15 protein-coding genes are annotated in these 17,140 nt (G+C 60.5%); 9 read left to right on the top strand and 6 right to left on the bottom strand.

What is annotated here, in order from left to right:
* Positions 1-27: 27 nt before the first annotated feature.
* Together PH558_RS10655 and lptC are read right to left on the bottom strand one after the other, a co-directional pair.
* Positions 28-678: an LptA/OstA family protein gene (locus tag PH558_RS10655; protein ID WP_095433789.1), complete on the bottom strand. Its 651-nt coding sequence runs from the start codon at positions 676-678 to the stop codon at positions 28-30.
* The gene (gene lptC, locus PH558_RS10650) at positions 675-1,361 is read right to left on the bottom strand and encodes an LPS export ABC transporter periplasmic protein LptC (protein ID WP_095433790.1); all 687 of its coding nucleotides are present in this window, start codon (positions 1,359-1,361) and stop codon (positions 675-677) included. The genes PH558_RS10655 and lptC overlap by 4 nt, the downstream gene beginning before the upstream one ends.
* A 325-nt stretch (positions 1,362-1,686) precedes the next feature.
* Here lptC and sppA point away from each other — a divergent pair, with 325 nt between their 5' ends.
* The 3 genes from sppA (at position 1,687) to PH558_RS10635 (ending at position 3,477) form a co-directional block, all read left to right on the top strand.
* On the top strand, positions 1,687-2,643 hold the full coding sequence (sppA, locus tag PH558_RS10645; RefSeq protein WP_285204085.1) for a signal peptide peptidase SppA: 957 nt from the start codon (positions 1,687-1,689) through the stop codon (positions 2,641-2,643).
* Between the two features lie 26 nt (positions 2,644-2,669).
* Positions 2,670-2,978, top strand: coding sequence for an integration host factor subunit beta (locus PH558_RS10640; protein WP_015338608.1), 309 nt, complete (start codon positions 2,670-2,672; stop codon positions 2,976-2,978).
* A 166-nt stretch (positions 2,979-3,144) separates the two neighbouring features.
* Positions 3,145-3,477: a LapA family protein gene (locus tag PH558_RS10635; protein WP_285204083.1), complete on the top strand. Its 333-nt coding sequence runs from the start codon at positions 3,145-3,147 to the stop codon at positions 3,475-3,477.
* On the opposite strand, the gene PH558_RS10630 is transcribed toward PH558_RS10635, so the two are convergent.
* Together PH558_RS10630 and PH558_RS10625 are read right to left on the bottom strand one after the other, a co-directional pair.
* Complete coding sequence (locus PH558_RS10630) at positions 3,469-3,921, bottom strand: GNAT family N-acetyltransferase (protein ID WP_285204081.1); 453 nt, start codon at positions 3,919-3,921, stop codon at positions 3,469-3,471. The genes PH558_RS10635 and PH558_RS10630 overlap by 9 nt on opposite strands.
* A gap of 36 nt (positions 3,922-3,957) precedes the next feature.
* Complete coding sequence (locus tag PH558_RS10625; RefSeq protein WP_015338611.1) at positions 3,958-4,410, bottom strand: SRPBCC family protein; 453 nt, start codon at positions 4,408-4,410, stop codon at positions 3,958-3,960.
* 115 nt (positions 4,411-4,525) lie between these two features.
* Between PH558_RS10625 and PH558_RS10620 the strand changes: the two genes are divergently transcribed.
* The 5 genes from PH558_RS10620 (at position 4,526) to olsB (ending at position 10,479) form a co-directional block, all read left to right on the top strand.
* Positions 4,526-5,653, top strand: a complete 1,128-nt coding sequence (locus tag PH558_RS10620; RefSeq protein WP_285204427.1) for a class I SAM-dependent methyltransferase — start codon at positions 4,526-4,528, stop codon at positions 5,651-5,653.
* Positions 5,650-6,510 carry a TrmH family RNA methyltransferase gene (locus tag PH558_RS10615; RefSeq protein ID WP_285204080.1) on the top strand — a complete coding sequence of 287 codons (861 nt, stop codon included), beginning with the start codon at positions 5,650-5,652 and terminating at the stop codon, positions 6,508-6,510. Before PH558_RS10620 ends, PH558_RS10615 begins: the two co-directional genes overlap by 4 nt.
* Positions 6,507-7,025, top strand: a complete 519-nt coding sequence (lspA, locus tag PH558_RS10610) for a signal peptidase II (RefSeq protein ID WP_285204079.1) — start codon at positions 6,507-6,509, stop codon at positions 7,023-7,025. The genes PH558_RS10615 and lspA overlap by 4 nt, the downstream gene beginning before the upstream one ends.
* 55 nt (positions 7,026-7,080) lie before the next feature.
* Positions 7,081-9,369, top strand: a complete 2,289-nt coding sequence (locus PH558_RS10605) for a PAS domain-containing hybrid sensor histidine kinase/response regulator (protein WP_285204078.1) — start codon at positions 7,081-7,083, stop codon at positions 9,367-9,369.
* A gap of 231 nt (positions 9,370-9,600) precedes the next feature.
* Complete coding sequence (gene olsB, locus PH558_RS10600) at positions 9,601-10,479, top strand: l-ornithine N(alpha)-acyltransferase (protein WP_285204076.1); 879 nt, start codon at positions 9,601-9,603, stop codon at positions 10,477-10,479.
* A 5-nt stretch (positions 10,480-10,484) separates the two neighbouring features.
* Here the strand turns inward: olsB and PH558_RS10595 are convergent, their stop codons facing one another.
* Both PH558_RS10595 and PH558_RS10590 read right to left on the bottom strand, forming a co-directional pair.
* A complete protein-coding gene (locus tag PH558_RS10595; protein ID WP_285204075.1) occupies positions 10,485-11,894 on the bottom strand; it encodes an adenylate/guanylate cyclase domain-containing protein in 1,410 nt (469 codons plus the stop codon).
* Positions 11,895-11,971: 77 nt separating this feature from the next.
* Positions 11,972-14,260, bottom strand: a complete 2,289-nt coding sequence (locus PH558_RS10590) for an NADP-dependent malic enzyme (protein ID WP_285204074.1) — start codon at positions 14,258-14,260, stop codon at positions 11,972-11,974.
* 197 nt (positions 14,261-14,457) lie between these two features.
* Here PH558_RS10590 and mutS point away from each other — a divergent pair, with 197 nt between their 5' ends.
* Positions 14,458-17,115, top strand: a complete 2,658-nt coding sequence (gene mutS, locus PH558_RS10585) for a DNA mismatch repair protein MutS (RefSeq protein WP_483314141.1) — start codon at positions 14,458-14,460, stop codon at positions 17,113-17,115.
* The last annotated feature ends 25 nt before the right edge of the window (positions 17,116-17,140 follow it).

Here is a 17,140-nt window from a genome sequence, read left to right as displayed (position 1 = left end):
GTCGTTGTGGTCACGAGAGGGCCGGTATCAATTTTTCTTTTGTTGCTGCTGCACTTGCTGCGACTTCGGATCGAGCTGGATCTGAACGCGGCCGCCGCAGGAATCCAGCTGTGCTTCGCCCGTCGCCATGTGCACGGTGAGTTGGCAGCCAGTGAAAACGTTCGGTCCGTCCGTCAGAACCACTTTCTTGCCTTTGAGGATCGCAAGCTGGCTGGCCATGTCGAAGGAACCGTCCTCCGCCGTCGCCGTCTGCGTGCCGGAAACGAGGTAAACCTTGTCGGTGACCAGAATATGGTCGATGTTGGCATCGCCCGACACCAGCGACTGGTTCTGCTCCTTGGCTGCCTTGGCGACAGGATTGTCGGCCTGCTTGGCATCCGTCGGCTGCTTCTTCTTGTAGAAGACCGTCATCTTGCCGGCCTGCATCGTCGTGGTGCCCTGAACAACCTTGACGTTGCCGGTGAACACGGCCTGGCTTTCCTGGTCATGGATTTCCAGCTTGTCGCTTTCGATCTGGATCGGCTGATCGCTGGAAAGAGCAAGGCCCGGCATCGAGCTGGTCGTCGACTGCGCACCTGCATCTGCGGCTGCGAAGATGGTGAGCGCGCTGAAGGTAGCAAGGAGACCTGCCTTGCGCAGACCAGAGTTGAAAAATGAATTTGGCCAATACTTTATCATGAACCGCCCGGCTTCTGTTGGCTATCTGAATTATGGAGAGCGGCAGGTTCGATGTTCATCCGAACCTGCCCGTCGAATTCGATTACGCTTCCCTTATCCGTCATCTTGAGCGAACGCGCAACAACCGACATGCCACCGCGGGTGATAGCAACCTCGTCTTGGCTGGAAAGGTCACCTTTCTTCACATCCAGGAAGGCGGTCTTGAATTCGGCGTGCAGTCCGTTGTCCATCAGGATGGTAAAGGGCTCCGTCAGCTTCAGTGTATCGGCCTGGCGGTCGAAATCCGCGCTCGCGGCCGTAACATGGGCGATCACGTCGGTATTGACCGGCATCGATGCCTTGATGGTCTTGAGCGTGATCATGTTGGGATTCTTGATATCTTGAAGCGCTTTTTCGGCAAGCAGCGAGTAGTTGATACCGTCCTTGTTGCGCCCGGCAATGGCGGGGCGTTCCATGACGACCTTGCCATCCTCGATCTTGGCGCCCTCGATCTGGATGTTTGCCGGCAGATAGGCGCGGATGACGGAGACCGCAATGAAGAGGAGCGAAATGATAACGGCGGCAAGCGGCAGTAGCACCCTGAGCCGCTTTACGCGGTTAGAGTGGAAAATCGCGTCTTTATACGCGTTCCGTTCCGGCACCGAGCGTATTGTCTCGCCGGGGGACTCGATCGTGTTGAGCATGCAACAGGTCCGTCTTTTATGATCCGGAGAACCGCATTCACGCTATGCGAGGCTGTGCCAAAAAGCCTATCGGATCGTTTCGCATTATTGCACTGGCTTGCCAATATGGATTTTTTCCTGCTGTGGGCGAATTTTAGCAGAAAAATATACCACAAGCCGGTTTCATCAGGTCGGGCGATGTCCTATCTCATGAACCAGCAGAGCGGCGTACCGTCGACGACATCGAAAACGGGAAACGCTTTTCTCTGAGGATTGTGCCCGTTTCAAGGTGTCATACATCCAGTTTGTGGCGCTTTCAATTTGTTGCAGGGAGAAATAAGGCGTGATGGACAGTTCTGCAATCGCGGATCGGCGACAATTGCGCCGCAAGCTCGGTTTCTGGCGCATTGTTGCCGTTTTGCTCCTGGTGGCACTGGGTTTTGCGCTTTATCGCTTTGTTTCGGCCGACCTGCCGGATACGCGCGGTCCGCAAATCGCCCGCGTCACGATCTCCGGGCTTATTCAGGATGATACGGAGCTGCTGGAGCGGCTGAAGAAGATCCGCGACAACGACCAGGTCAAAGCGCTGATCGTTTCGATCTCGTCGACGGGTGGAACGACTTATGGCGGCGAGCGCATCTTCAAGGCGATCCGCGCTGTCGCCGCCAAGAAGCCGGTCGTATCGGATATCCGCACCGTCGCTGCCTCGGCCGGCTACATGATCGCGACAGCCGGCGACGATATCGTTGCGGGCGATACGTCCATCACCGGGTCGATCGGCGTCATCTTCCAGTATCCGCAGGTCAAGGACCTGCTCAACAAGGTCGGCGTTTCGCTCGACGAGATCAAGTCGGCGCCGTTGAAGGCCGAACCCTCACCGTTCCATCCCGCAAGCGAAGACGCCAAGAACATGATCCGCAACATGGTCATGGACAGCTATGGCTGGTTCGTCGATCTGGTGGCGGATCGCCGCAAGCTGTCGCGCGACGAAGTGCTGAAGCTTGCCGACGGTAGCATATTCACCGGCCGCCAAGCGCTTCAGAACAAGCTGATCGACACACTCGGCGGCGAGGACGAAATCCTCGCCTATCTCGAAACGCGTAAGGTCAAGAAGGACCTGCCGATCGTCGATTGGAAGCGGGAAGACAAAACTTCATCCTTCTTTTGGCCGGGGGCCGCTTCCTGGTTGCTAAATCGTCTCGGTTATGATGATTTTATTAAAGGAGAGAGTCTCCAGAAAATCATGACCGATAAGTTGTTTCTTGACGGCCTGCTTTCTGTTTGGCAGGGTGCAGCCAATTGATAAATCAATGATTTAAGGGGATAGCTGTGATCAAGTCGGAACTGGTGCAGATTGTTGCCGCCCGCAACCCGCATCTCTATCACCGCGACGTCGAAAATATCGTCAATGCTGTCTTGGATGAGATCACCGATGCGCTCGCAGCGGGAAACCGGGTTGAGCTTCGCGGCTTCGGTGCTTTTTCCGTCAAGAACCGGCCTTCACGCTCCGGTCGCAACCCGCGCACCGGCGATACGGTCTTCGTCGAAGAAAAATGGGTTCCCTTCTTCAAGACGGGCAAGGAATTGCGCGAGCGCCTGAATCCGGGCGCCGGCGACGACGAAGAAGACGACAACTGATCGGGCCGTTCCGGCCGAGTTTCCCAAATGCGCCGACGGAAATAGGTGTCGGACATGATTGTGCCGCGACGCAGTGGCACTTGAATTCAGCCGCCTCTTTTCTATTCTGCGGCTGAAGGCGGCGTGGGTGCGGGGCATCCATGGCCGCGGACAAAGGAGCTGCGCAATGGCCAAGAAGATCGTCAATCTGCTGATATTGCTGCCGCTCGGCATCATCCTCATCATATTTTGCGTCGCCAACAGGCAATCCGTGACATTGGCCCTCAATCCGTTCCGACCGGAAGATCAGGTGCTGTCGCTGAATGCGCCCCTGTTCGTTTTGCTGTTTGTTGCGTTGATCCTCGGTATGATCGTCGGGGCTGCAGCCACCTGGTTCAATCAGGGAAAGCATCGCAAACGTGCCCGCAATCAATCGCGGGAAGCGGTGCGCTGGCAGGCCGAAGCCGATAAGCATCGCACGCGCGCCGAAGAAATTGCCGGGCAGCTGCCGTCAAAGTGAGGTTAAGTCGGCGAGCCGCATCTCTTTATAGTCGCCCTCCGGCGAGGCGCCGTCGCCGATGATCTCGAAGCCGAGCCTCCTATAGAAGGCCATGGCGCGGATGTTTTTGACCAGGCATTTCAGCCGGTAGCGGCGCCGAGGCCAATCCGGCAGGCCGCTAAGCAGTGTCTTGCCGACGCCGCGGCCCTGGAAGGCCGGCAGAACATAAAGCATATGGATGAAGTCATCCGGCTCCCAGACCGCAGCAAAGCCGGCAATTACACCATGCCCGTCCTCGCAGACGAACAGGCGTTCGCCATTGGTATGAATGGCGAAGTCTTCCAGTGTAAAGGGGTCGACCCAGCGGAATGTCTCGCGGCGGACCTGGAGGTAAATCTCCGCGAGCGTCCGCATATCCTGTTCGCGTGCGGGCCGGATGGCCCATGTCTGAAATTTCGATGTCATGATCGACTATATGGGCGCCAAATATGCGCTCGGCAATCAGGCGCCGGACTGACCGTTGATCGCCGCGGTGAAATCGGAAAAAAACTGTTGCGCCAGCTTCTTGGCGCTCGAATCGACCAGCCGCGAGCCGAGCTGCGCGATCTTGCCGCCGACCTGCGCCTTTGCCTCATATTGCAGGATGGTCTCGTCGCCGTCTTCCTTGAGCACGACGTCGGCGCCGCCCTTGGCGAAACCGGCGATTCCGCCCTTTCCTTCGCCTGATATCGTGTAGCTTTCCGGTGCGTTGATGTTGGAAAGCTTAACCTCGCCATTGAAGGAGGCGGAAACAGGGCCGATCTTCAGCTTTACCGTCGCAGTCAGTTCCGTCGGCGAGATCTTTTCCAGGCTCTGGCATCCTGGGATACATTGCTTGAGGATCTCCGGATCGTTCAGTGCCGCCCATACGGCGTCCCTGGGTGCTGCGATCCGCTCCTCGCCGGTCATGTCCATGCGCAATCCTCCCAATGTGACATTTTGTGCATGGATCATCGCAGATCGGAAAGCGCTTTGCCAAGTGGCGGCCAGATGCTATTTGCACGCACATATCAATTTTGAGACAAGCATGGTGAAACATAGGGAAAGCCGGCCCGGCCAGAAAAGCGCGGGCGGCCTTGGGGCAAAACCCCGGCATGATATGCCCGGCAAGCCGCCGGCAAAGCCCGCGCATGATTCGAGGCCAGCCAAGCCTTCGCGGGATCATGGCGAGCGTGTTGCCGAGCCGCGTGCTGCAGCACCTGCCGCCGCCGCGCCCGAACGTCCGCTGATCGCCCGAACCGGTGAGCGTCCGCAGGAGCGCGTGCCCGTGATCCTCGAGTCGCTCGGTGCCGGCGATTTCCACCTGATCGACAGCGGTAATGGCCTCAAGCTCGAGCAGTACGGACCCTATCGTATCGTCCGGCCCGAGGCGCAGGCGCTCTGGCCGCCGTCGCTTGCCGCCCATATATGGGACAATGCCGATGCGATCTTCACCGGCGATACGGATGAGGACGGCATGGGCCGCTGGCGTTTTCCGCGCGAGGCGCTCGGCGAGACCTGGCCGCTGCAATTGCTCGGCGTCGATTTCCTCGGCCGCTTTACCGCCTTCCGCCATGTCGGCGTCTTTCCGGAGCAGATCGTGCACTGGGCATGGATGAAGGAGCAGGTCGAGGCAGCGAAACGGCCGCTGAAGGTCCTGAACCTCTTCGGCTATACCGGCGTGGCGTCGTTGGTGGCAGCCGCTGCCGGCGCAGAAGTGACCCACGTCGACGCCTCCAAGAAGGCGATCGGCTGGGCGCGGGAAAACCAGGCCTTGGGCCGGATGGAGAAGCTGCCGATCCGCTGGATCTGCGAGGATGCGATGAAGTTCATCCTGCGCGAGGAGCGGCGCGGCAATAAATACGATATCATCCTTACCGACCCGCCGAAGTTTGGCCGCGGCCCGAATGGCGAGGTCTGGCATCTGTTCGAGCACCTGCCGCTGATGCTCGATATCTGCCGCGAAATCCTGTCGCCGAAGGCGCTCGGCCTCGTGCTGACGGCCTATTCGATCCGCGCCAGCTTCTACTCGATCCATGAGCTGATGCGCGAGACCATGCGCGGCGCCGGCGGTGTCGTTGAATCCGGCGAGCTCGTGATCCGCGAAGCCGGCCTCGATGGCCGCACGCCGGGCAGGGCGCTTTCTACCTCTCTCTTCAGCCGCTGGGTGCCGAAATGAACCAGGATTTCCGTAGTGACGGCCCGCGCAAGGTCGGACAGGTCAAGGAGGTTACCTCTCTTGCCAATCCGATCGTCAAGGACATCAAAGCGCTGACGGTCAAGAAGTCCCGTGAGGAAAGCGGCGCCTTCCTCGCCGAAGGCCTGAAGCTCGTCATCGACGCGCTCGAGCTCGGCTGGACGATCCGCACGCTTGTTTATGCCAAGGCCGCCAAGGGCAAGCCTCTCGTCGAACAGGTCGCCGCCAAGACCGTTGCGGCCGGCGGTCTCGTACTCGAGGTCAGCGAAAAGGTCATCGGCTCGATCACCCGCCGCGACAATCCGCAGATGGTGGTCGGCGTCTTTGAGCAGCGCTGGCAGCAGCTTCGCGATATCAGGCCGAAGGCGGGCGAGACCTGGGTGGCGCTCGACCGCGTGCGCGATCCAGGCAATCTCGGCACCATCATCCGCACCGCCGATGCGGCCGGCGCTTCCGGCGTCATCCTTGTTGGTGAGACGACCGATCCGTTTTCGCTGGAAACCGTGCGTGCCACCATGGGTTCGGTCTTCGCGGTTCCTGTCGTCAAGGCGACGCCGGAAGAGTTTCTGGCTTGGAAGAAGAAGGCTGAGGTTTCCGTTGTCGCTACCCACCTGGCTGGCGCGGTCGACTATCGCACCATCGATTACAAGAAGAAGCCCGTCGTCATCCTGATGGGCAACGAGCAGTCCGGCTTGCCGGATACCCTGGCAAAAGAGGCCGATGCGCTCGCCCGCATCCCGCAAGCTGGTCGCGCCGACAGTCTCAACCTGGCGGTCGCGACGGCAGTCATGCTGTTCGAAGCCCGCCGCCATATCCTGACCTTGAGCGAGACCCGATGACCGATAGCGAGACCCACGAACAGCCGACTGTAAAGCCGGCCCTGTTTTCACGGCCCCTGCCGATCCTGATCTTTATCGTCGTTGCGGTTATCCTCGACCAGGCCATCAAGATCATGGTCGACAATTGGCTGCCGTTGCAGGAGATGGTGCCGGTGATTCCGATGCTGGCGCTCTATCGCACCTATAATCTCGGCGTGGCCTTCTCGATGCTCTCGGGCATGGACGGCTGGTTCATCGTCGGGATGCGCCTCGTCATCGTTGCCTTCGTGCTGTGGCTCTGGCGGCGCACGCCCGATCACCGCTGGTTGGCGCATACGGGCTTTGCCCTGATCATCGCGGGCGCTCTGGGCAACCTGCTCGACCGTTTTCTCTACGGCCACGTGATCGATTACATCCTCTTCCATACGCAGACATGGTCTTTCGCCGTTTTCAACCTTGCTGACAGTTTCATTACCGTAGGGGCAGGCTGCGTCATTCTCGACGAGCTTCTCATGCCGAAAAAGCCAAAAGTGTAAAATTCTAGCGAATCCCTGAAGGCATCGGGAACGGTGCCCATGATAGGCAGACTGCATGAGCACTCTGGCAGATCTGCAGGAAAAGCTTGCCGCCACGGCAGTTCACAACCAAACGGGACCGAGCGAAGTACCGGCCGCTGACGAGTCGTCGCTTGCAAAATCGCCCGTACCGCATGAGGCAGGCCGGCAATCGCCGCTGCCAGCGCAGGCCCGGTCGCTGCTAGGCCATTGGCTGAATGGCGGCGGCCTTGTCGCTGGGGCAGCCTTTCTGGTGATTGGCTTTACCGGAGGTCCGCTGCTGCTCTTGGGCTTGTTTGGCCTTGCGGCCCTTGCGCTTGCCGCCGTCCGCATCATCAAAGCCCGAGGCGCTGCGGGCAAGTCCGAGATTGCCGCTGCCGATGTCAGCGAAAGCGAGCATGATCGCCTGTGGGAGCACAGGGAAAGCGCTAATCTCCTTGCCACCATCCATGATGCGCTCGGCGATATCACCGTCACACGAAGCATCGACCGGCGGATTCTCTACGCCAGCGCCACGTTCTGCAGATTGACCGGCCGGCCGCATCCAGAGGGTCTGACGCTGGAGGAGACCGGCCTCGTATTCCGTACCGTCACCGGCGCGAAGCATCAGGATGCGGAAATCGCAACCCCTGAGGGGCTGCGCATCTTCGCCTGGCACGATGTCATGTTCCGCGATGCGGCGAACGGCCAATTATGCATACAGAGCATCGCGCGCGATGTGACGGAGGAGCGCCAGGCTGCGCGCCTGCGCGAAGACGCCAGACTGAAGGCCGAGTATAACAGCGCCGCCAAATCCCGCCTGCTCGCCACCGTCAGCCACGAGATCCGCACGCCGCTGTCGGGTATTCTCGGTATGAACCATCTCCTTGCACAGACCCCGCTGACCCTGGAGCAGGCAAATTATCTCGCCGGCATTCGCCAGTCGGGCCACGCGCTGGTGCAGTTGGTTGAAGATCTCTTGGATTTCTCCACGATCGAAGTCGGTCGCTTCCAGTTGCATCCACGCCAGGAGACTTTGCGGCCGTTGCTGGAAGGCGTCATCGAGATGCTTGCCCACCGAGCTCACGAAAAGGGCATAGAAATAGCTGCAAGTGTTGCGGCCGATGTTCCTGAGACCTTGGAATTCGATCCCGCCCGTCTGCGTCAGATCCTGTTTAATGTTATCGGCAACGCGGTGAAGTTCACGCAGACCGGTGGCGTTCTTGTCAGCGTCGATCTCCATGGCCGGGATTTGACGATCTCGGTGCGCGATAGCGGTCCGGGCATGACCGAGGAGGAGCAGGCCCGCGTCTTCGGTGAGTTCGAGCAGGCCGGTACCACAGTGGAAAGAAGCGCCGGCACCGGCCTTGGCCTTGCCATCTCCGCCCGCATCCTGCGCGAATTCGGCGGCGGGCTCAGCGTTGCGAGTGAGCGCGGCAAGGGCAGCGAGTTCGTCATTTCCTTCCCGGTCGGCCTCGTTGCAGGAGAGAATGGAAATGACCGGCGCAATACCATGCTCCGGGGCTCCCGTATCCTGCTGCTTGCCCCCGAAGGCGCCGCAAGTACGGCCATCATGCGGACCATACAGACGCTCGGCGGCCGCTGCAGGCTGATCGGCCCGAGTGATATGGACGATCTGCTGTCATCCTTCCCGATGGGCGAGGGTGGGGTATGGACGGATCTCATCGTCGACCATCGCATGGCGCCCTGGTATTTCAGCGAGGGAAATGCGCTTGCGGTGCCCCGGCTGCGCAAGATCTTCCTCGTCAATCCCGAGGAGCGCAACACTCATCCCCTCGATCTCTTCGACGCCTGGCTCATCCGTCCGCTGCGCGAGCAGTCGCTGATCGATGTGCTGAGAGGCCGCATGCGCGGCATGGAAAGACGCGAAGCCTTGATCGAAGCCGTCTCCGAGATCGGCATAACGACGCCGGAGGCGGAGGAGGACCGTGCGCTCGATATCCTGCTCGGCGAGGATGACCCGGTCAATGCGATGCTGGTTCGGGCCATGCTGTCCAAGGCCGGCCACAGGGTTCGCCTCGTCGAGGATTTCGACGGCCTTCGAGCCCGCATCGAAAAGGCCGAAACGCGACCGGAGCTGCTGGTGACGGATTTCAATATGCCGGGCGGCACGGGTGCGGCCGTGCTTGCGCAGTTGCGAGCCCAGGAACGCAGGCAAGGTCTGCCGGCGCTCCCGATCGTTGTATTGACCGCAGACAGCCGCGATTCAATCCGCCGTCAGGCGCTGCTGGCTGGCGCCGATGCCGTCATCGTCAAACCTGTGGATCCAGAGAAGCTGAAGACGGTGCTGAACGGCCTATCCAGATCGGTTTTCGAACGCGCCTGAAAATTAATGCCGATCTTCGGATGAGGAACAAGAAGCCGGCTTATCAATGTTCGATAGAAGCTGGAAAGAAGGCTCAACCAGGGGCATTTGTGGGCAGCTAAGTTGGGGACGGTGCGCCTGTTCGAAATTTGCAATGGGCACGGTTCTTGCATTTAGCCAAGCTGCGTGTCACTTTCCTGTCGCACGAATTTGGTTTATGGCGCTATATCGGCCCGCAGGGGGAGAATCGCCATGTCCATCGAAATTTTGAATCGCGAAGCTCAGGGCGAAATGGTTCAGTCTTCAAAGGCAACGGTTGAGCCGGTTGCCAGCGATGTGCTCGGACGCATCGGAAATCTCGAAACGCGCCTTGCCCGCACGGCGCGCGAAATCGATGCCGCTCAGGCCGTACGCTACCGCGTTTTCGTCGAGGAGATGAACGCGCAATTGCCGGCTGACGCCATGCGTCGTCAGCGCGATGTCGACAGCTGGGACAGCATTTGCGACCATCTTCTGGTGCTGGACCGTTCGCTTGAAGGTGATCCGGAAGACCAGATCGTCGGCACCTATCGCCTGCTGCGCCAGGAAGTGGCCATAGCGAATGGCGGCTTCTATTCCTCGTCGGAATTCGACATCGACGCGCTGCTTGCCCGTCATCCCGACAAGCGCTTCATGGAACTCGGCCGCTCCTGCGTGCTGCCGGATTATCGCACCAAGCGCACGGTGGAACTGCTCTGGCAGGGGAATTGGGCCTATGCGCTGAAGCATGGCATGGGTGCCATGTTCGGCTGCGCGTCCTTCCCCGGCATCCTGCCGGAACAGCACGCTCTGGCCCTGTCCTTCCTCTACCATAATGTCCTCGCCAAGGACGAATGGGCAGTCGGCGCACTGCCGTCGCTTGCCCGCAACATGGACCTGATGCCAGTCGAGGCTATCAATCCGAAAAAGGCACTGATGTCGCTGCCGCCTTTGATCAAGGGCTATCTGCGTCTCGGCGCCATGGTCGGCTCGACCGCTGTCGTCGATCATGCCTTCAACACAACGGATGTTCTGATCGTCCTTCCGATCGCCAGCATTTCCGACCGCTACGTGAATTATTACGGCGCGGATGCCGGTCGCTTCGCCAGCTGATAATATTAAGGAATCGCGAAAATATCGATTGCATCGGTGATACCGCGCAGCGCGACATGATGCGATTGCGGGGTGAGGCCGCGTTTTGTCATCAGTTCGGCGGCGCGGGGATGGTCGAGCACCGAGCTGGTGGCGAAGATCTCCCGTGATGTGGCGAGATGCTGGACGCGGGATGCGATATTGACCGTCTGCCCGAAATAATCCTGCCGTTCGTTCAGGCTGACCGCAATGCACGGCCCCTCATGGATGCCGATTTTCAGAAGAAGATCGTCATTGCCGCGCTCATTATTGAGGCTGAGCATGGCCTCGCGCATCCGCATCGCCGCGGTGAGCGCCCGATCCGGCGTAGGGAACGTTGCCATGACCGCATCGCCGATCGTCTTGACGACGGCACCCGCCTCCGCCGCCACGATCTCGTGCAGGATGCCGAAATGCGTCTTCACCAGATCGAAGGCAGCGAGATCGCCGACCCTTTCGTATAATTCGGTCGAACCGCGCAGGTCGGTAAACAGAAAGGTGAGGCTGGTGATCTTCAGTCGCTGATCTATGTCGATCGTGTCCGTGCGATAGATGTCGCGGAAGGTCTGGTTGGAAAGCAGGTGCTTGGCGGTCAGAAATGGCCGGCGTTGTCCCAGCAATGTGTGAAGGGCGTCATTTGCCACGCAGATCGATGGCAGCACACGAAGGTCCGTGTGGTTCTCCATCTGGATGCGTAGCGGGCCGGGTCTCAATTCTATGGCCTCGCTGTGCCGGTGCATGCGATCGAAAACGATGGAGAGGGTCTGCCTTTCCCTAGACGGCTCTCCCTTCACATCGAGAAATTGCGCCGCATGCGTGACAGGCTCGAAGATGATGGTAAATTCCGCCGGCAATTGAAGCGATATCACGGCTTTTTCGCCGGGCGGCAGTTCCAGGGATTCCAACACGAACTGATCGACCTTCTCTTCATATCCTTCATCTGGAAGGTCGATGCCGGAACCCCAATAGATCTGGCGGAAATATTCGAGCGGCGGCAGGTCGTGTGGGTTGTGCGCTTCTATGTGGCGCACGCGTGGGCTGACGGTGAAGGTGACTTCCACCATCTCGTCGAGCGTCGGCTCGTAGCCGGCTGCGCAAAGCGTGCAGTTATAGGTGTCGCTTTGCACGGTTTTCAGCGAGGTATTGGCATCCAATACCCCGCCGCAGCCGGGGCAAAGAACATTCCACGACATCTCGAACAGGCCAAGGCGCGATGCGTGCAAGAAGGCATTGACGGTCTGTTCTTGCTCGAAACCGTGCGCGGCCGCGAAGGCCAGTGCATTCACACGGTTGAGCTTGCGGTCGGGTGCCTCAAGGACGAGCCGCTCGATAGCATCGACGATATCCGCCTGCGCTGAATGGCGCAGGACTCCGAACAAGACCTGAGCTTCACCCATTCAAGCATTTTACACCGAATTTATACGGGAGCCCATCACCTTTGTTGGGTCTCCGGCGCAGTTTCATGAGGTGGCGCCTACGACCCCGCACCATAGGCCGCGATAGCGGCCATGTTGACGATGTCGGAATCCTTAGCCCCCATGGAAGTAATCTGCACCGGCTTGTCGAGGCCGACGAGCAGCGGCCCGATCACCGTGGAGCCGCCGAGTTCCTGCAGCATCTTGGTGGAAATCGCCGCAGAGTGGAAGGCGGGCATGACAAGCACGTTTGCCGGTCCGGAAAGCCGCGAGAAGGGATAGAGGTTTTCCATGAGCTTGCGGTCCAGCGCCACGTCGGCGGCCATTTCGCCATCGAATTCGAAATTGACGTAGCGTTTGTCAAGAATATTCACCGCCTCACGCACCCGCTCGGAACGTTCGCCCGGGGGATGGCCGAAGGTGGAATAAGCAAGCATGGCGACGCGCGGCTCATAGCCCATGCGCCGTGCGAAGCCGGCAGCTTCCTCGGCGATATCGGCCAGTTCTTCGGAGGTCGGCATGTCATGCACGGCGGTATCGGCGACGAAGACGGTTCGGCCGCGAGCGAGCACGATCGATATGCCGATGACTCGGTGTCCTGGTTTGGCGTCGATGCAGCGGCGCACATCGCCGAGCGCAGTCGAATAGTTGCGCGTCACGCCCGTCACCATGCCGTCGGCGTCGCCCAGTGCGACCATGCAGGCGGCAAAGTGATTGCGGTCATTGTGGATCAGACGGGTGACGTCACGATGCAGGTAGCCCTGGCGCTGCAGCCGGGCATAGAGATAGTCGATATAGGCGTCGCCACGCTTGGAAATGCGCGCGTTGACGATTTCGAGGCCGGGGCGGTTGAGATCGATGCCGGCGCGTTCGGCGGTGGCCTCGATCAGATCCTCGCGGCCGAGCAGGATCGCCGTGCCGAGTCCCTGGTTGGCATAGGAGAGGGCGGCGCGCATGACCTGCTCCTCTTCCGCCTCGGCAAAGACGATGCGCTTCTGATGCCGGCGGACACGCTCGTAGAGCTGCGCGAGCGTCGAGGCGATCGGATCACGCCGGGCCGAGAGTTCGCGCGCATAGGCGGCCATATCGGGCATGTCGCGACGGGCGACGCCGCTTTCGATCGCAGCCTTGGCGACCGCCACCGGGATTGCAGAGATCAGGCGCGGGTCGAACGGTACTGGAATGATATATTGCGCGCCGAAGCGCGGCCGCGCGCCCTGATAGGCTGCTACGACATCGTCAGGCACGTCTTCGCGCGCCAGGCTCGCCAGGGCATTGACGGCGGCGATCTTCATCTCGTCATTGATGGTCGTGGCGCGCACATCGAGGGCGCCGCGGAAGATATAGGGAAAACCGAGGACGTTGTTGACCTGGTTCGGATAGTCCGAGCGTCCCGTCGCCATGATGGCGTCGTCGCGGATGCGGGCGACTTCTTCCGGCGTGATTTCCGGATCGGGATTGGCCATGGCGAAAATGATCGGCCGGTCGGCCATGGAGCGGATCATATCCTCGGAAAAGGCGCCCTTCTGCGAGAGGCCGAACACGACGTCGGCGCCCTTCATCGCTTCCGCCAGCGTGCGCTTGTCGGTCTTGACGGCGTGTGCTGACTTCCACTGGTTCATGCCTTCGCTGCGACCCTGGTAGATCACGCCCTTGGTGTCGCAAAGGACGATGTTTTCCGGGGCGAAGCCCATCGACTTGATCAGCTCGATGCAGGCGATGGCGGCAGCACCCGCGCCGTTGCAGACGAGCTTGGTGGTCTTCAGGTCGCGGCCGGTGAGTTCGAGCGCGTTGATGAGGCCGGCAGCGGCGATGATGGCGGTGCCGTGCTGGTCGTCGTGGAATACGGGGATATCCATGAGCTCGCGCAGGCGCTGTTCGATGATGAAGCAGTCGGGTGCCTTGATATCTTCCAGATTGATGCCGCCGAAGGAGGGGCCGAGATAGCGCACGCAATTGATGAATTCGTCGACATTCTCGGTGTCGATCTCGAGATCGATCGAATCGACGTCGGCGAAGCGCTTGAACAGCACCGATTTGCCTTCCATGACCGGCTTGGAGGCGAGTGCGCCGAGATTGCCGAGGCCGAGAATGGCTGTGCCGTTCGAAATGACGGCGACCATGTTGCCGCGCGACGTATAGTCGTAGGCGGTGGCCGGATCGGCGGCGATCGCCTTCACAGGGACAGCGACACCGGGCGAATAGGCAAGGGAAAGATCGCGTTGTGTCGCCATCGGCTTGGTCGGATTGATCTCAAGCTTGCCGGGGCGCCCGTTCTTGTGGAAGTCCAGTGCTTCCTGATCGGTGATCCCCGTTCCCGGACGCGACTTGCTCTTGCTGTCAGCCATTGTTCCTCCAAACCTCCTGTGGGCGACCGGTCCCTCTTGTCCGATAGCTGTTGTCTTCTATAGCGGCGCGCGGATAGGGTGGCACCTCATTTTTTTGGAAAAACTGCACCTCTGTGAACGAACGTATTAACGCCAGCATCGATGCTTTCTCGGCCGCCGAGCTTGCCTCGGAGGAAAGCCGCGCCTCGGCCACTCCGATGATGGAGCAATATATCGAGATCAAGGCGAACAATCCCGGTTCGCTGCTGTTCTATCGCATGGGCGACTTCTACGAACTGTTCTTCGAAGACGCCATCGATGCATCGCGTGCGCTCGGTATCACGCTGACGAAGCGCGGCCAGCATATGGGGCAGGACATCCCGATGTGCGGTGTGCCGGTTCACGCTGCCGACGATTATCTGCAGAAGCTGATCGGTCTCGGCTTCCGTGTCGCCGTCTGCGAGCAGGTGGAAGATCCGGCCGAAGCCAAGAAGCGCGGCGGCAAATCGGTAGTACGGCGCGATGTCGTGCGTCTGGTGACGCCGGGCACGATCACCGAGGAAAAGCTGCTTTCGCCCTCGGAATCCAATTATCTCATGGCGCTCACCCGCATTCGCGGTGGCGCCGAGCCGCAGTTGGCGCTTGCCTGGATCGATATTTCGACAGGCGTCTTCCGTCTTGCAGAAACGGAGACGTCGCGGCTGCTCGCCGATATCCTGCGCATCGATCCGAGAGAACTGATCCTGCCGGATACGATGTTTCATGATCCGGAGCTGAAGCCGGTTTTCGATATCCTTGGCCGGACCGCTGTTCCGCAGCCGGCGGTGCTCTTCGACAGCGCCAGCGCTGAAGGGCGGATTACCCGTTACTTCGGGGTGTCGACGCTCGATGGTTTCGGCACGTTTAGCCGGGCGGAGCTTGCTGCCGCTGCCGCTGCCATAGCCTATGTCGAAAAGACCCAGCTTGCCGAGCGGCCTCCGCTGGGGCTGCCGGAGCGCGAAAGCGGCGCTTCCACACTTTTCATCGATCCCGCCACGCGTGCCAATCTGGAACTGGTTCGCACGCTTTCCGGCGACCGCAACGGCTCGCTATTGAAGGCGATCGACCGCACCGTGACCGGTGGCGGTGCCCGCCTTCTCGCCGAGCGGCTGATGTCGCCGCTGACCGATCCTGCCCGCATCAATGAACGCCTGGATTCGATCGGTTTCCTGACCGAGGAGCCGTCGCTCTGCAGCGATCTGCGTTCGGCGTTGAAGCATGTGCCCGACATGCCGCGTGCCCTATCGCGCCTTGCGCTCGATCGTGGCGGCCCGCGCGATCTCTGGGCGATTCGGCAGGGGTTGGCCGCTGCCGCCGATCTTGCCCGACTTCTCGGTGGCGCCTTGCTGCCGGAGGAGCTTGCCGCTGCATTGGCCGGGCTGAAAGCTTTGCCAGCCGATCTTGAGGCGATGCTGGCTGCGATGCTTGCCGAAGAGCTGCCCCTGCTGAAACGGGACGGCGATTTCCTGAGGGAGGGGGCGAATGCCGAGCTGGACGAAGTGCGGGCATTGCGCGACCAGTCGCGCCGCGTCATAGCCGGCCTGCAGCTGCAATACGCCGAAGAGACCGGCATCAAGTCTCTGAAGATCAAGCACAATAATGTGCTCGGCTATTTTATCGAGGTCACGGCCGGAAATGCCGGCCCGATGACGGACACCAGCGAGGCCAAGGCGCGCTTCATTCATCGCCAGACCATGGCGAATGCCATGCGCTTCACCACAACAGAACTTGCCGATCTTGAAAGCCGCATCGCCAATGCTGCGGACAAGGCGCTGGCTATCGAACTCGAAGCCTTCGATCGCATGGTTACCGCCGTGGTGGCCGCTGCCGAGGCCATCAAGACCGGTGCCCGCGCGCTGTCGGTGATCGATGTCGCAGCCGGGCTTGCGCTGCTTGCCGAGGAGCAGGCCTATTGCCGGCCCGTCGTCGATGGCAGCCGGATGTTTGCTATCGAAGGCGGCCGTCACCCGGTCGTTGAGCAGGCGCTTCGCCGTCAGGCCGGCGGACCTTTCGTCGCCAACAATTGCGATCTTTCGCCGAAAGCCGACGGCAAGGATGGCGCCATCTGGCTGCTGACCGGCCCGAATATGGGCGGTAAATCGACCTTCCTACGTCAGAATGCTTTGATCGCCATTCTCGCGCAAATGGGTTCCTTCGTGCCCGCCGCTTCGGCCCATATCGGCATCGTCGACCGCCTCTTCTCGCGCGTCGGCGCTTCCGACGATCTGGCCCGTGGCCGCTCGACCTTCATGGTCGAGATGGTCGAGACGGCGGCGATCCTCAACCAGGCGACGGAACGTTCGCTTGTGATCCTCGACGAGATCGGTCGCGGCACTGCAACCTTTGACGGTCTTTCCATCGCCTGGGCAGCCGTCGAGCATCTGCATGAAGCCAACCGATGCCGCGGCCTTTTCGCCACCCATTTCCACGAGCTGACCGTGCTCTCGGAGAAGCTCGGGCGGCTTTCCAATGCCACCATGCGCGTCAAGGAATGGGATGGCGACGTCATCTTCCTGCATGAGGTCGGACCGGGAGCCGCCGATCGCTCCTACGGCATTCAAGTGGCACGTCTCGCCGGCCTGCCGGCTTCCGTGGTGGCGCGCGCCCGTGACGTCCTGACGCGGCTCGAAGATGCCGATCGCAAGAATCCGGCAAGCCAGCTCATCGATGACCTGCCTCTCTTCCAGGTGGCCGTCCGCCGGGAGGAGGCCGGTGGCCGGCGCGAGCCGTCCAAGGTCGAGGAACGGCTGAAGACCCTCGATCTTGACGATCTGACGCCGCGAGCCGCTCTGGATGTGCTCTATGAACTGAAGAAAACGCTTACCAAGACCAGTTGACCGCAGGCGATATTCCAAGGGCAAT

Source organism: Rhizobium pantanalense (assembly GCF_030182525.1).
In the GTDB taxonomy this organism is placed as follows: Bacteria; Pseudomonadota; Alphaproteobacteria; order Rhizobiales; family Rhizobiaceae; genus Rhizobium.
The sequence above is the reverse complement of the archived record's forward strand: the minus strand, read 5'-3'. Positions and strand labels throughout refer to the sequence as shown.